This window comes from Pseudomonas sp. S8 (genome assembly GCF_050473925.1).
Classification (GTDB): domain Bacteria; phylum Pseudomonadota; class Gammaproteobacteria; order Pseudomonadales; family Pseudomonadaceae; genus Aquipseudomonas; species Aquipseudomonas parakoreensis.
The window spans coordinates 1-15,429 of sequence record NZ_JBFDVZ010000021.1 but is presented as its reverse complement, the minus strand read 5'-3'; the positions used below and the strand labels follow the sequence as shown (position 1 = coordinate 15,429).

The following is a 15,429-nucleotide window of genomic DNA, read 5'->3' as shown; positions in this document are numbered from 1 at the left end:
GTTGATCAACGGATTGGCGAGGGTAACGACGAAACCTTCGACGTCCTCGGAAAAACGAAAGCCATGCACCGGACAACGGGGGCAGGACTTGAATGGCGGGTTCGTTGAGCTGCGTGCGTTGACCTTCGATTTCAAGCTCTGCCTGACCTTGAAACGAAGAGTAACTGGCACAAATCGGCGTGGCGTGGGGTTTTGATTTCCCATTGATGTTCGCGGCTGCGTTTGGAAATGGTTTCACAGTGCAGCAAGTCAGGGGTCGGCCAGTCCAGGCTTTCACCGTAGAGCTTGAACACCGGAATCGAAGGCAGGTCAGGCTTGTTCATCACTTCAATCCAGGCCTCGAGGTTTGCGGGCGATAATCGCACCGATTGCAGAATGTACAGGTATCGGCTCAGTTTTCACCTTCAATTGACAGACCCGCAAGGGAAAAATGCAAGCACTCGATCCATAAAAATCATTCACCGACTCACGTCGCGTGAAGCTTGCGAGTCATAAAAACAATGAAAACGCTGAAAACCCAAGTCGCCATCATTGGCGCCGGTCCCTCCGGATTGCTCCTCGGTCAGTTGTTGCACAACGCCGGCATCGACACCCTGATTCTTGAACGCCAGACGCCCGACTATGTCCTCGGGCGGATTCGCGCCGGCGTGCTCGAACAAGGCATGGTAGAGCTGTTGGCGCCAGGCCGGAGTCGGCCAGCGCATGGACGCCGAAGGACTGGTGCACGGCGGTTTCGATCTGGCCCTGGATGGGCGTCTGGCCCACATCGATCTGCAGGGTCTGACCGGTGGCAAAACCGTGATGGTCTACGGCCAGACCGAGGTCACGCGGGACCTGATGGCCGCTCGTCGGGAGGCCGGTGCGTCGACGATTTACGAGGCGAGCCATGTCGTTCCTCACGGCATGAAAAGCGACGAGGCGTTTGTCACCTTCGAAAAGGACGGCGAAACCTGGCACGTCGATTGCGATTACATCGCCGGTTGCGACGGCTTTCATGGCGTAGCCCGGCAGTCGATTCCCGAGGCCTGCCTGAAGATCTTCGAGCGGGTCTATCCGTTCGGCTGGCTGGGGATTCTTCGCCGACACCCCGCCGGTGCACGAAGAACTGGTCTACGCCCGTCACGAACGCGGCTTCGCCCTGTGCAGCATGCGTTCGGCCACCCGTACCCGTTATTACCTGCAAGTGCCGGCCGAGGAGAACGTTGCCGACTGGTCCGACGAGCGGCTTTTGGGCTGAGCTGAAAACCCGTCTGCCCGCCGAGCTTGCCGAAAAACTGGTCACCGGCCCGTCGATTGAAAAAAGCATCGCGCCGCTGCGCAGCTTTGTCGTTGAGCCGATGCAGTATGGGCGGATGTTTCTGCTCGGCGATGCCGCACACATTGTGCCGCCCACCGGGGCCAAGGGCCTGAACCTGGCCGCCAGCGATGTCAGCACTTTGTTCAACATTCTGCTGAAGGTTTATCGCGAAGGCCGCACGGATCTGTTGGAGAAATACTCGGAAATATGCCTGCGCCGGGTCTGGAAAGCCGAACGGTTTTCCTGGTGGATGACCTCGATGCTGCACCGTTTCGACGAGCATGATGCTTTCAGCCAACGGATCAGCGCCTCGGAACTGGACTATTTCGTCAGTTCAGAAGCGGGTCGGAAAACCATTGCAGAAAATTACGTCGGGCTTCCTTATGAGGCTATCGAATAGCTTCCTACCGACTTACACTGGCGAGCATCCCCGCTCGCCCGATGGCCTGCGGGATTCTCACTGCCCGCAGGTTCCGCCCGTGACCAATCTTCACCAGCCTGAAACCCCCAAACCGGCCATTCGCAGCGTGCTGGTCGCGCTGATGCTGGCGATCTTTCTCGGGGCATTGGACCAGACCATCGTCGCCGTCTCGATGCCCGCCATCTCCGCACAGTTCAAGGACGTCAGCCTGCTGGCCTGGGTAATTTCCGGGTACATGGTGGCGATGACCGTGGCCGTGCCGATCTACGGCAAGCTCGGCGATTTGTACGGACGGCGCAAACTGATGCTGTTCGGCATGGGCCTGTTCACCCTCGCCTCGCTGTTTTGCGGCATGGCGCAAAGCATGGAACAACTGGTGCTGGCGCGGATTCTCCAGGGCATCGGCGCCGGCGGAATGATCTCGGTCAGTCAGGCGATCATCGGCGACATCGTCCCGCCCGCGAACGCGGGCGCTATCAGGGTTACTTCAGCAGCATGTATGCGGTGGCCAGCGTCGCCGGGCCGGTGCTCGGCGGTTACATGACCGAATACCTGTCGTGGCGCTGGGTATTCCTGATCAACCTGCCGCTGGGGCTGGGCGCCTGGTGGGTGGCCAATCGCAACCTGCGCGGGCTGCCGATTCCGCAGCGCAAACCGATCATCGGACTACCTCGGCACGCTGTTGATGATCATCGGTTTGACCGCGTTGCTGCTGGCCATCACTCAGGTCGGTCAGGGCCCATTCGTGGCGCAGCAGCGAAGTGCTTGGCTTGTTCGCCTGTGCGGTGCTGGTGCTGGCGGTGTTCGTCTGGCATGAACGCCGGGCGCGCGAGCCGCTGCTGCCGATGCATCTGTTCACCAACCGCAACGCGTTGCTGTGCTGTGCACGATTTTCTTCACCAGTTTTCAGGCGATCTCGCTGATCGTGTTGATGCCGCTGCGCTTTCAGAGCGTCACTGGCGCCGGTGCCGATGCGGCGGCGTTGCACTTGCTGCCGCTGGCGATGGGCCTGCCGATAGGCGCCTATTTCGCCGGACGCCGCACCTCGGTGACCGGTCGTTACAAACCCCAGATTCTGACGGGTGCGATCCTGATGCCGATTTCGATTCTCGGCATGGCGTTCAGCCCACCGGATGCGACGCTGGTCAGCAGTCTGTTCATGCTGCTCAGCGGGATTGCCGGCGGCATGCAGTTCCCGACTTCATTGGTGGGCACACAGAACTCGGTGGAACAGCGCGACATCGGCGTCGCCACCAGCACCACCAACCTGTTCCGCTCGCTGGGCGGCGCAGTGGGTGTGGCGTTGATGTCGGCGCTGTTGCTGGCGTTGTTGCAGGATTCGAGTTTTGCCCACCTGGCGAGCAACTCGCTGCTCAGCGAGGGGCATTCGGGCAACGTGCTGCTCGACGGTTTGAACGCCGCACCGGGCGATGCGCAGAACGCCTTGCGCGCCGAGCTTTCGGTGACGTTCCGGCATTTGCTGTGGGTGAGTACGGCGGTGTCGTTGCTGGGGCTGGCGGCGGGCGATTGCGATGCCGAACAACCTGCTGCGCGGGCGCGAGCACGGCGCCAAATAACAGCAAAAGATCGCAGCCTGCGGCAGCTCCTACAGAGATGCATTCCCATGTAGGAGCTGCCGAAGGCTCGGGCCGCGTTCGGACGATCTTTTGATTTTCAGGGCTGTAGTACCCACCGCCACCAGAAAATGCCCGACCTTCTTCAGGTACGCATGCTTGTCCTCGACCTTGCCGGTCACCGGGTTTTTCCAGCGGTATTCGTATTCACCGTCATCCTGCTTGGCGATCAGCGCCAGCATCGGCTCGCCCACCGGTTTACCTTCCGGGTCCTTGATCTTGCTGAAGTCGGTGTTGATCAGGCGCAGGTTGGTGCCGTGGGCAACGTAGCGTTTCGGTCTGCAGATCGACCACGAACACATACAAGTCATCCTGCAGATAACCACCCTTGAGCGGAGATGATGGCCGTCAGCGTGCCCTTCTCGTTTTTCCCCAGATCGGTTGCAGCCTTGTCGAGAAGTGCCTTGGCCTGCTCGGCTGAAGCGCGCGGCAGGTAATAACCGACGGCCAGAATCCGCTGACCGATGCGCTGGTAATACACATGTTTGCGCTCGACCTTGCCGTCCGCCCAGTTCTGCCAGCGGTATTCGGCCTGTTGAATGCCGTTGCCTTCCGGCACTAGCAAGGCGTCCTTGAAGGCCTTCTGCAAATCCGGCGCAAGCACTTCGCTGACGTCACGGCCGATCAAGGCTGAGGACGGCCCGCCGCTGGGCGAGCATCACGCCTTTGGTGTCGACCACGAACACGTAGCGATCCTTGTCGACGAACTCGCCCTGACTGGCTGAACGCGGCGAAGGCCTTGTCGCCGTTGTCGTGGTAATAGGCCAGGGCCTTTTCCAGCAAAGCGATGGCGGCCTTGCTGTCGTCCTTTTGCGTGGCGGCAGCGTGACCTGCCCTGCCCCCATAAAAAGCATCACCCCGAGCCACGCCACTTTATGCAAAACCCCATAACGCATCCCTCGTTCTTGTTGGTGTTTCAAGAGCGTAGACGGCTAGGGCTCGGACGGGGCGCCGCATCCTGTAGCGAGGAGATTTATCCCCGATGGGCTGCGCAGCAGCCCTGATGCAGAGAACACATATTTTCTGAGACACCGAGCTGATAACAGGGAGCTGCTGTGCAGCCCCATCGGGGATGAATCCCCTCACCACAAAGGTCCCTGGCTACAGTTCATCAGGCCCTACGGCCGGGCATTGATCTGCTGTTGCAGGTTCTGGATCTGCGCCTGCAGGGTGTTGAGGTTGCGGGTCATCTGCCCGCGGAATGCGTCGAACTCGGCGGTATTGCCACCACCCTGCGCAGCGGCAGGGCGATTGTCCTGTTCGCTTTTGAGGACGACGATTTCCTGCTCCAGACGCTCGATCGCCGCGTTCGAAGTGCCCTGCTTCTTCAGCGCCGTGATATCAGCGCCGATGCTTTTCAGCTGAGCGTCATAACTCTTGAGCTGGACATCGACCTTGCTGGTATCCGCCGATGCGCCTTTCAGGGCCGCCAGTTCCGCGCTCAAGCTTTGACCTGAGCCTGCAACTGGGTATTGGCGTTCTGTTGTTCAATGGTCTGCGCGGTCATTTGCGCCAGACGCTTGTCCAGATCGCTGGCTTGGCCGACCACGCCTTGCTGCTGTTTACCTGATCCAGCAACTGGGTTTCAGCTGTTTGATCTGCAGCTTCAACGCTTCGCTGTCGCTGTTGACGTTGCTCTGGCTGGCCACCACCTTGCCGGAAATGTCCTGCAACCGCCCCGCCGCTTCCTCGCTGATGCGCGCAAAGCTTTCCTGGGTCGCGACCAACTGCTGCTCCATCAGCGAGATCTGCTGGAAACTCCACCAGGCCAGACCGATAAAGGCAAAGAACAACGCGCCGACCAGTGCCCACAGCGGCCCGGTACTCGCGGCCTTGACCTTGACCACCGGCGGCTGTGCGCGAGTGCACGGAGGTGCGGGCGGTGGGCGAAATGTCATCGTCGTCAAAGGTGTCGGCCCGCAGGCTCGGTACATCGTCGAAATCGTCGTTGGGCATCGTTACGCATGGACATTGAGGCAACCTTTGTGGAACGCGGTGATGGCTTAATGCTGCGAAGTATAACCGCCGCAGCCGCAGGGATTGACCCTCAAGCGGCAGTGCGGTTCATTGCTGGCCGGGCGACTTGTATCAACGGATGTCCTGAGCTTTCCACCAGCCACAGAACTCGTCGAGGGCCGACCACAGGCTGACTTTCGGATCGTAGTCCAGATAATGCCGGGCGCGGCTGATGTCGAGGGTGAAATTTTCTTCATGACCTGCATGCCCAGCCGCGACAGGGTCGGCTCCGGGCGGCCCGGCCAGAGTTTGCACACGCCTTCGTTGAGCGCTGCAACGCTGTAGGCCAGGCCATACGAACGGTATTTAGTCACCTGCGGCACTTCCATCTTGCGCATCACGTAATTGACCACATCCCACAACGGTACCGGCGCGCCATTGCTGATGTTGTAGGCCTTGCCCAGCGCGGAGCCGGCCGCCAGCAAGCTGCTGAGCAGCGCTTCGTTGAGGTTCTGCACGCTGGTGAAGTCGACTTGTTCAGGCCATCGCCGATGATCGCCAGACGCCCCTTGCGCTGCATGTTCAACAGGCGCGGGAAAAATGCTCATGTCGCCGGCGCCAGTGACGAAACGCGGGCGCAGGGCGATGGTTTCCAGGCCGAATTCCTGTGCGCCAAAGACCTTTTGCTCGGCCAGGTATTTGGTCGCCGCGTAGTGATGTTTGAAGCGCTTGGGCACTTGTTCTTCGGTCAGGCCGAGGTGATCGCGGCCATCGAAATAGATCGACGGCGACGACAGATAGCACCAGCCGCCGACGCGTTGCTTGAGGCAGCTTCGACGACGTTTTCAGTGACCTGCACGTTGCCCTGATGAAAGTCCTGATAGCGCCCCCACAAACCGACGGCGCCGGCGCAGTGCACCACGGCTTCGACGTCGGCGCAGAGTTCGCGCACCAGATCCGCATCGGTGAGATCGCCGGACGAACTCGGCGCCACGGCGCACCAGATGCTCGACGCTTTCGGCCCGGCGACCGTTGACCCGCACGTCCAGGCCCTGCTCCAGGGCGAAACGCGCAAAGCGTCCGCCGATGAAGCCGCTTGCGCCGGTGACCAGAATTTTCATGTAACGCCTCCGATGACTTTCGTTTACCTGATACGTCTGTCTTGACGCTGATCATCAGCCCAAGGGCACCAGCCAGCGCGATGAAGAACGTAGCAATTGTTCGGTCAGCAAGGCCAGCAGCTGACCGCCATTGCGCCAATGATGCCAGTACAACGGCACATCGATCGGTTTATCTGGCAACAGTTCGCGCAATACGCCGCGTTGCAGTTGCTCGCGCACTTGCAGTTCCGGCACCAGGCCCAGCCGAACCCGGCTTCGGTCAGGCGCACAAATCCTTCAGAGGACGGACACAAATGGTGCTCGAATCCGCCATCGACACCCAGCGATGCGAGATAGCGATGCTGGAGGAAATCGTCCGGGCCAAACACCAGCGCCGGGGTGCGCGGCAGCTGTTCGGCGCGTACCCCGTCGGGGAAATGCCGCTCGATAAACGCCGGACTGGCCAGCGCCCGATAGCGCATCGCCCCGAGCAACACGCTGCGCGCACCGGCCACCGGGCGTTCGCTGGCGCAGACACACGCCGCCACTTCCCCGGCCCGCATGCGCTTGAGGCCGACGGTCTGATCCTCCACCACCAGATCCAGCAATAAATGCTGCTCGGCGCAGAAATCGCCCACGGCTTCGGCCCACCAGGTGGCGAGGCTGTCGGCGTTGAGGGCGATGCGCAGACGCTCCGGCAGGCCCTCTTCGTCGAGTGCGGGGACCAGGGTCTGCAAGTCACGTTCGAGCAGGCGCACCTGCTGCACATGGTTGAGCAGCCGCCGGCCAATCTCGGTCGGCGACGGCGCGTGCCGCGCACCAGCACCGGTTGGCCGACCCGCGCTTCCAGCAGTTTGATCCGCTGGGAGATCGCCGATTGCGACAAGCCAGCACCTGCGCGGCACGTCGAATCCGGCCTGCTCGACCACGGCGGCCAGCGCGGAAAGCAATTTGTAGTCGAACATCAGTTTTCCTAATGAGCGATCAGCACTATTGGTTTTTCTTATACCGCTTTCGACCGGAGAATAGCCAGCAAGCACTCTTTATCAAGGAACACAGCAATGGCTGGCGAAACCTCACTCACGACGCTGCTGCGCAGCATGAGCCCGCAGCTCAATGCCGGCGAATACGTGTTCTGCACCCTGCGCGACGCGCCGTTGCCCATTGGTCTGGAAATTGTCGGCAGCTTCCGCGAGCAGGAAGGCCTGACCGTGATCCTCGAACGCTCTCAGGCTGAACACGCCGGGTTCGCTTTTGATTATGTGGCGGCGTGGATCACCCTCAATGTGCATTCGGCGCTCGAAGCCGTTGGCCTGACCGCCGCGTTCGCCAGCGCGCTGGGCAAGGCCGGAATCAGTTGCAACGTGATCGCCGGTTATTACCACGACCATTTGTTTGTCGGTCAGGCCGACGCCGAGCGCGCCATGCACGTGCTGCGCGATCTCGCAGCCAACGCGGAGGTAACTCTTTATGTGGCAAAGCTATGTGAACGGCCTGCTGGTGGCCTTGGGGCTGATCATGGCGATCGGCACCCAGAACGCTTTTGTGCTGGCGCAGAGTCTGCGACGCGAACATCACCTGCCGGTGGCGGCGTTGTTGTGGCGTGCGATGCGCTGCTGGTGGCGGCCGGGGTTTTCCGGCCTGGCCACCGTGTTGGCGCAGAACCCGACATTGCTCGCAGTGGCGCGCTGGGGCGGCGCGGTCTTTCTGATCTGGTATGGCAGCCAGGCGCTGCGCCGGGCGTTCTCGAAACAGAGTCTGGATCAGGGAGAAAACCACACCGTACGCTCGTTGCGCGCGGTGATGCTCAGCGCGCTGGCGGTGACGCTGCTCAACCCGCACGTTATCTGGACACGGTGTTGCTGATCGGCTCGCTGGGGGCGCAGCAATCGGTGCCGGGCGCTTATGTCGTGGGTGCGGCAAGTGCTTCGCTGCTGTGGTTTTTCACCCTCGCCCTCGGTGCCGCATGGCTCGCGCCGTGGCTGGCAAGGCCGAGTACCTGGCGGATTCTCGATCTGGTGGTGGCGTTGATGATGTTCACGGTCGCCGGGCAATTGATATTGGCCCAGTGATTTATTCCAAACAGCTCTGGAACCTCTATCCCACACAGTTGTTGCGTGGTAAGCCTTGACCCCGGTGCTATGATCCGAACCCTGCGCCGCAAAGAGTAAAAACTCGTCGGTGGCATTTCTGGCCGCCCGTGATCGGCCTTGCGCTCACCGCAACAGACCTGATTAGGAGAATCATCATGGCTTTCGAATTGCCGCCGCTGCCTTACGCACACGATGCCCTGCAGCCGCCACATTTCCAAGGAAACCCTGGAATTTCACCACGACAAGCACACAACACCTATGTCGTGAACCTGAACAACCTGGTGCCAGGCACCGAGTTCGAAGGCAAGACCCTGGAAGAGATCGTCAAGACTTCCTCGGGCGGCATCTTCAACAACGCCGCTCAGGTCTGGAACCACACGTTCTACTGGAACTGCCTGGCGCCAAACGCCGGCGGTCACCAACCGGCGCACTGGCTGAAGCAATTAATGCGGCTTTCGGTTCGTTCGACAAGTTCAAGGAAGAGTTCAGCAAAACTTCGATCGGCACCTTCGGTTCCGGCTGGGGCTGGCTGGTGAAAAAGGCTGACGGTTCCTGGCCCTGGCCAGCACCATCGGCGCCGGCAACCCGCTGACCAGCGGCGACACCCCGCTGCTGACCTGCGACGTCTGGGAACACGCTTACTACATCGACTACCGCAACCTGCGTCCGAAGTACGTTGAAGCGTTCTGGAACCTGGTCAACTGGAAGTTCGTTGCCGAGCAGTTCGAAGGTAAACCTTCACCGCTTAAGCTGCGCGCCAGTCAAAAAACCCGGCTATTGCGGGTTTTTTTATGCCTTTGCTTTGTGTAGGAGCTGCCGCACCGTGCCACGATTTCTGGCGCCTCTGTTTTTCTGTAGGAGCTGCCGCAGGCTGCGATCTTTTGACTTTGATTTTTTTAAAGCAAGATCAAAAGATCGCAGCCTTCGGCAGCTCCTACAGGAAATAGCGTTTTTCTCACGATGAACGTTGTCTGCGGCGCTTGCCGGGGCAGCACATCGGACTAACATCAAACAGAGGAAAAATTGTCCGCACCGCTCAAGTTGAGGGCCGAAACTACCGACACAGTACAAATAAGAGCTGAGACTCCAGACAGCAGTATTTCGGCCAAGGCCACGGGCAAATGTTCCGAGCTTGATTGTCCCTTTGACTGCCAACACGGGATTGCCAATACTCATGGCAACTTGACGCTACCCGCACGGAACAAGGAATAACCCTTTGAAGCTGGAACTCAAGACAGCTTGTCGGTGAAGTTGCTCCGGGTCGTGCTCCTTTCGGCATTGATCGTCGGCGTGGTCTTGAGCTGCGCCAGATTGTTTTCGATGCCTATAAAACCCGCCAGGCGGTGGCCGGCGATGCGCAGCGCATCCTCGACATGTTCCGCGATCCTCGACGCAGGCTGTCTACAGCCTGGACCGGGAAATGGGCATGCAGGTGATTGAAGGCCTGTTCCAGGACGACGCCGTGCGCCAGGCCTCCATTGGCCACCCCAATGAAGCGATGCCTCGCGCAAAAGTCCCGTGAGTTGCAGCACTCCAACAGCCGTGGCTGACCGATCTGATCCTCGTCAGGAACGCACCTTCACCACCCAATTGGTCGGTCGCGGCCCGTACAGCGAGTATTACGGCGACCTGAGCATCACCCTCGACACCGCACCTATGGCGAGAGTTTCATTGTCAGTTCGGTGATCATTTTCATTTCCGGCGTATTGCGCGCCCTGGCCATGGCCTGGTGCTGTATCTGGTCTATCACTGGCTGCTGACCAAGCCGCTGTCGCGGATCATCGAGCACCTCACCGAAATCAATCCGATCGCCCAGCGAGCACAAGATTCCGCAGCTCAAGGGCCATGAGAAAAACGAACTGGGGATCTGGATCAACACCGCCAACCAGTTTGCTCGAATCCATCGAACGCAACACCCACCTGCGCCACGAAGCGGAAAACAGCCTGCTGCGCATGGCCCAGTACGACTTCCTCACCGGCCTGCCGAACCGCCAGCAATTGCAGCAGCAACTGGACAAGATTCTGGGGACGCCGCAAGCTGCAACGCCGGGTCGCGGTGCTGTGCGTGGGGTTGGATGATTTCAAAGGGATCAACGAGCAGTTCAGCTATCAGACCGGCGACCAGTTATTGCTGGCACTGGCCGACCGCCTCTGCGCGCCACAGCGGTCGCCTTGGCGCCCTCGCCCGACTGGGTGGCGACCAGTTTGCGCTGGTGCAGGCGATATCGAGCAGCCTTACGAGGCGGCAGAACTGGCGCAAAGCATCCTTGATGATCTGGAAGCGGCGTTTGACCTCGATCATCAACAAATCCGTCTGCGCGCGACCTTCGGCATCACCCTGTTCCCGAAGACGGCGACAGCACCGAGAAACTGTTGCAGAAAGCCGAGCAGACCATGACGCTGGCGAAGACCCGCTCGCGCAATCGCTATCAGTTCTACATCGCCAGCGTCGACAGCGAGATGCGCCGCCGTCGCGAACTGGAAAAAGACCTGCGCGATGCGCTGATTCGCGACCAGTTCTACCTCGTTTATCAGCCGCAGATCAGCTACCGCGATCACCGCGTGGTCGGGGTCGAAGCACTGATTCGCTGGCAGCATCCGGAACACGGTCTGGGTGCCGCCGGACCTGTCATTCCGCTGGCCGAACAGAACGGCACGATCATCGCCATCGGCGAGTGGGTGCTGGATCAGCCTGCAAGCAATTACGCGAATGGCACGATCAGGGCTTCGTCGATCTGCGCATGGCGGTCAACCTGTCCACCGTGCAACTGCACCACGCCGAGTTGCCGCGAGTGGTCAACAACCTGCTGCAGATCTACCGTTTGCCGCCGCGCAGCCTGGAGCTGGAAGTCACCGAAACCGGCCTGATGGAAGACATCAGCACCGCCGCCCAGCATCTGCTGAGCCTGCGTCGTTCCGGGGCGCTGATCGCCATCGACGACTTCGGCACCGGCTATTCATCGCTGAGTTACCTGAAAAGCCTGCCGCTGGACAAGATCAAGATCGACAAGAGCTTCGTTCAGGACCTGCTGGATGACGACGACGATGCGACCATCGTTCGCGCCATCATTCAGCTGGGCAAGAGCCTGGGCATGCAGGTGATCGCCGAAGGCGTGGAAACCGCCGAGCAAGAGTCCTACATCATTTCCGAAGGCTGTCACGAAGGTCAGGGTTACCACTACAGCAAGCCGCTGCGGCCCGGAGCTGACGGCCTACCTCAAGCAAGCCCAACGCAGCAACGCGCTATTTTATAAAGTCAAAGATCGCAGCCTGCGGCAGCTCCTACAGGGATCGCATTCCCCTGTAGGAGCTGTCGAGTGAAACGAGGCTGCGATCTTTTGATCTGCGCCATCACACCGGCGTAAACAAGAAATATTTCCAGCCACAACCCTTTACACATAATGCGAAAGATTTGCATTATGTCGCAGCTTTGCGCACCCCCGCGCCCTGTCCATTCCATTACCGAAGCAGGATGTTCGCCATGATTCGTATGCCTCTGGCTACCGCCAGTCTGCTGGCCATCGCTATTTCCCTCGCCGGTTGCGGCGAAGGCAAAGACAAGCTGCCGCCCCGGCCGCGCCGACGCCGGCCGCCAGCACCGCCGCTGTACCGCCCCCGCCGCTGCCGGTAAAGTCGATGAAGCCGCCGCCAAGGCAGTGGTTGCGCACTACGCGGACATGGTCTTCGCCGTCTACAGCGATGCCGAATCCACTGCGAAAACCCTGCAAACCGCGGTCGACGCGTTCCTCGCCAAGCCGAACGCCGACACCCTGAAAGCCGCTCGTGCAGCCTGGGTCGCTGCGCGCGTGCCTTACCTGCAGAGCGAAGTGTTCCGCTTCGGCAACACCATCATCGACGACTGGGAAGGTCAGGTGAACGCCTGGCCGCTGGACGAAGGCCTGATCGACTACGTCGACAAGTCCTACGAACACCGCACTGGGCAACCCGGGGGCACCGCCAACATCATCGCCAACACTGAAGTGCAGGTCGGCGAAGACAAGGTCGACGTGAAAGACATCACTCCGGAAAAACTCGCCAGCCTCAACGAGCTGGGCGGTTCGAAGCCAACGTCGCCACTGGCTACCATGCGATCGAATTCCTGCTCTGGGGCCAGGACCCTGAACGGCACCGGCCCGGGCGCGGCAACCGTCCGGCGTCGGACTACCTGGAAGGCGCAGGCGCCACCGGCGGTCACAACGATCGTCGCCGTGCCTACCTCAAAGCCGTGACCCAACTGTTGGTCAGCGACCTGGAAGAAATGGTCGGCAACTGGAAGCCGAACGTGGCTGACAACTACCGCGCCACCCTGGAAGCCGAGCCAGCTGAAAGCGGCCTGCGCAAAATGCTGTTCGGCATGGGCAGCCTGTCCCTGGGTGAACTGGCGGGGCGAGCGCATGAAAGTTTCGCTGGAAGCCAACTCGCCGGAAGACGAACAGGATTGCTTCAGCGACAACACCCACAACTCGCACTTCTACGATGCCAAAGGCATTCGTAACGTGTACCTGGGCGAGTACACCCGTGTTGATGGCAGCAAAGATGACCGGCGCCAGCCTGTCGTCGCTGGTGGCCAAGGCTGACCCGGCTGCCGACACCGCGCTGAAGCCGATCTGGCCGCTACCGAAGCCAAGATCCAGGTCATGGTCGATCACGCCAACAAGGGTGAGCACTACGACCAGTTGATCGCTGCGGGCAACACCGCCGGCAATCAGATCGTGCGTGACGCCATCGCCGCGCTGGTCAAGCAGACCGGTTCGATCGAAGCCGCTGCCGGCAAGCTGGGCATCAGCGACCTGAACCCGGACAACGCTGATCACGAGTTCTGATCACGCGCGTCTGCGTCAAAAAGGCGACCTTCGGGTCGCCTTTTTCATGCCTGCTTTTTGCGGTGATGCTGATGGCCTCATCGCTGGCAAGCCAGCTCCCACAGGTTTCGCGGTGTTCACACACCCCGGGTACAACACAAATACTGTGGGAGCTGGCTTGCCAGCGATGGCTGCGCCTCGGTCTCGAGTGAAACCCTGCCGCAAATCAAGCAAACGATAATTCCTCTTATTCAAACTCCCCCGCCCTGTTAGACTTTGCGCCTTTGTTTTCGCCCGCCCGCAGGATGTCTGATGCCCTCGCTGCTGCTTCGCTTGTCCGCACTGTTTCTGGCCCTGGGCCTGAGTGCCTGCGATGACGCCCCGCGCTTTACCAAGGCTGAGCCCGGTGAAGCGCGTTCGGGCGGGGCGACGACTGTGCGCAAGACCGATCAGAATGCGTTCTCGCTGCCTTCGGCCAATCTACCGCGTCGCGTCGGGTCGACTTCAGTGTCGGCAACAGTTTCTTCCGCAGTCCGTGGGTGATCGCCCCGTCGACCACCACCGCCCGCGATGGCCTCGGCCCGTTGTTCAACACCAACGCCTGCCAGAACTGCCACATCAAGGATGGTCGTGGACATCCGCCAACGCCGGATGCGGCGAACGCGGTGTCGATGCTGGTGCGCCTGTCGATTCCTGATTCGCCGGCCTATGCCAACGTCATCGAGCAACTCGGCGTGGTGCCGGAGCCGATCTACGGGGGGCAGTTCCAGGACATGGCCGTGCCCGGTGTCACGCCCGAAGGCAAGGTGCGCGTCGAGTACACCCCGCTGCCGATTCGTTTCAAGGACGGCACCGAAGTGGAGCTGCGCAAACCGTTCTGCAATTCACTCAGTTGGGCTACGGCCCGATGCACCCGGACACGCGTTTCTCGGCCCGGGTTGCGCCGCCGATGATCGGCCTCGGCCTGCTCGAAGCCATTCCGAAGAAGCGATCCTCGCCAACGCCGCCGCGCAGGCCAAAGAGAACAACGGCATCAATGGCCGAGCGAATCGAGTATGGGATGACGCATTGCAGAAGACCGTCATGGGTCGATTCGGCTGGAAAGCCGGGCAACCAATCTCAATCAGCAGAATGTCCACGCGTTTTCCGGAGACATGGGCCTCACGACCAGCCTGCGCCCCTTCGATGACTGCACCGACGCACAAACTGCGTGCAAACAGGCGCCGAACGGCAATGGCCCGGACGGCGAGCCGGAAGTCAGCGACAACATCCTGCGTCTGGTGCTGTTCTACACACGCAACCTCGCAGTGCCGGCACGTCGTGGCGTCAATGACGAACAAGTGCTGGCCGGCAAGAACCTGTTCTTCCAGGCCGGCTGCCAGTCCTGTCACACCCCTCAATACACCACCGCCGCCAACGCCGCCGAACCTGAATTGGCCAATCAAGTGATTCGCCCGTACAGCGATCTGCTGCTGCACGACATGGGCGACGGCCTGGCCGACCACCGCAGCGAATTCCAGGCCTCCGGCCGCGACTGGCGCACCCCGCCGTTGTGGGGCATTGGCCTGACGCAGGCAGTCAGTGGTCACACCCAGTTTCTGCATGACGGCCGCGCCCGCAACCTGCTCGAAGCCGTGCTCTGGCATGGCGGCGAAGCGCAGCAGGCGCAGCAACAGGTTTTGTCTTTCAACGCCGAGCAGCGTGCTGCGCTGCTGGCGTTCTTGAACTCACTTTAAACACTTAAAAGAATCGGGAGCCCGACATGTTCCGTCCCAAGTTGTTGTTCACCAGCCTTGCCGCACTCGCCCTCGGCGCCTGCTCGCCGCAGGACCCGCAAGCAGTCACGTCGGCGGCCATCGCCAAATCGGTGATCCTGCCCACCTACACCCGTTGGGTCGAAGCCGACAAGCAACTGGCGGTCAGCGCCCTCGCCTACTGCCAAGGCAAGGAAACCCTGGAAACCGCCCGCGCCGACTTCCTGCACGCGCAGAAAGCCTGGGCCGAGCTGCAACCGCTGCTGATCGGGCCATTGGCCGAGGGCAACCGTTCGTGGCAGGTGCAATTCTGGCCGGACAAGAAAAACCTCGTTGGTCGTCAGGTCGAGCAACTGGTCACCGCCCAGCCGC

4 protein-coding genes and 13 pseudogenes are annotated in these 15,429 nt (G+C 60.7%); 12 read left to right on the top strand and 5 right to left on the bottom strand.

Features of this window, described 5'->3' with window-relative positions; genetic code table 11:
- Positions 1-323: pseudogene (locus tag AB1J88_RS29610) on the bottom strand (helix-turn-helix domain-containing protein); the annotation flags it as partial.
- Positions 324-500: 177 nt separating this feature from the next.
- Between AB1J88_RS29610 and pobA the strand changes: the two are divergent.
- A pseudogene (gene pobA / locus AB1J88_RS29605) lies at positions 501-1,697 on the top strand (4-hydroxybenzoate 3-monooxygenase).
- A gap of 79 nt (positions 1,698-1,776) precedes the next feature.
- A pseudogene (locus AB1J88_RS29600) lies at positions 1,777-3,295 on the top strand (MDR family MFS transporter).
- Positions 3,296-3,394: 99 nt separating this feature from the next.
- Here the strand turns inward: AB1J88_RS29600 and AB1J88_RS29595 are convergent.
- The 3 pseudogenes from AB1J88_RS29595 to AB1J88_RS29585 form a co-directional block, all read right to left on the bottom strand.
- Positions 3,395-4,206: pseudogene (locus tag AB1J88_RS29595) on the bottom strand (cache domain-containing protein); the annotation flags it as partial.
- A 264-nt stretch (positions 4,207-4,470) separates the two neighbouring features.
- A pseudogene (locus AB1J88_RS29590) lies at positions 4,471-5,324 on the bottom strand (ATPase).
- 34 nt (positions 5,325-5,358) lie between these two features.
- Positions 5,359-6,369: pseudogene (locus tag AB1J88_RS29585) on the bottom strand (NAD-dependent epimerase/dehydratase family protein); the annotation flags it as partial.
- Between AB1J88_RS29585 and AB1J88_RS29580 the strand changes: the two are divergent.
- The gene (locus AB1J88_RS29580) at positions 6,313-6,474 is read left to right on the top strand and encodes a hypothetical protein (RefSeq protein ID WP_430292750.1); all 162 of its coding nucleotides are present in this window, start codon (positions 6,313-6,315) and stop codon (positions 6,472-6,474) included. The pseudogene AB1J88_RS29585 and the gene AB1J88_RS29580 overlap by 57 nt on opposite strands.
- Before the next feature lie 9 nt (positions 6,475-6,483).
- On the opposite strand, the pseudogene AB1J88_RS29575 reads toward AB1J88_RS29580, so the two are convergent.
- Positions 6,484-7,373: pseudogene (locus AB1J88_RS29575) on the bottom strand (LysR family transcriptional regulator ArgP).
- Positions 7,374-7,469: 96 nt separating this feature from the next.
- Between AB1J88_RS29575 and AB1J88_RS29570 the strand changes: the two are divergent.
- The 9 genes and pseudogenes from AB1J88_RS29570 to AB1J88_RS29530 all read left to right on the top strand — a co-directional run.
- Positions 7,470-7,868, top strand: a pseudogene (locus AB1J88_RS29570) (ACT domain-containing protein); the annotation flags it as partial.
- A gap of 10 nt (positions 7,869-7,878) precedes the next feature.
- A pseudogene (locus tag AB1J88_RS29565) lies at positions 7,879-8,480 on the top strand (LysE/ArgO family amino acid transporter).
- 176 nt (positions 8,481-8,656) lie between these two features.
- Positions 8,657-8,842, top strand: a pseudogene (locus tag AB1J88_RS29560) (superoxide dismutase [Fe]); the annotation flags it as partial.
- A 26-nt stretch (positions 8,843-8,868) separates the two neighbouring features.
- Positions 8,869-9,093 (top strand): Fe-Mn family superoxide dismutase, encoded by a 225-nt coding sequence (locus AB1J88_RS29555; RefSeq protein ID WP_430292749.1) that lies wholly within the window; start codon positions 8,869-8,871, stop codon positions 9,091-9,093.
- Positions 9,054-9,311, top strand: a complete 258-nt coding sequence (locus AB1J88_RS29550; protein ID WP_430292748.1) for a superoxide dismutase — start codon at positions 9,054-9,056, stop codon at positions 9,309-9,311. Before AB1J88_RS29555 ends, AB1J88_RS29550 begins: the two co-directional genes overlap by 40 nt.
- Positions 9,312-9,740: 429 nt before the next feature.
- Positions 9,741-11,822: pseudogene (locus tag AB1J88_RS29545) on the top strand (putative bifunctional diguanylate cyclase/phosphodiesterase).
- Between the two features lie 160 nt (positions 11,823-11,982).
- Positions 11,983-13,324, top strand: a pseudogene (locus AB1J88_RS29540) (imelysin family protein).
- A 291-nt stretch (positions 13,325-13,615) separates the two neighbouring features.
- Positions 13,616-15,039 (top strand): annotated as a pseudogene (locus AB1J88_RS29535) (di-heme oxidoredictase family protein).
- Between the two features lie 26 nt (positions 15,040-15,065).
- The coding region (locus tag AB1J88_RS29530; RefSeq protein WP_430292747.1) for an imelysin family protein at positions 15,066-15,429 on the top strand (364 nt) is incomplete at its 3' end.

Coding starts and splice junctions, on each gene's coding strand:
- AB1J88_RS29580 (WP_430292750.1), top strand. CDS start 6,313: ATGCTCGACGCTTTCGGCCCGGCGACCGTTGACCCGCACGTCCAGGCC.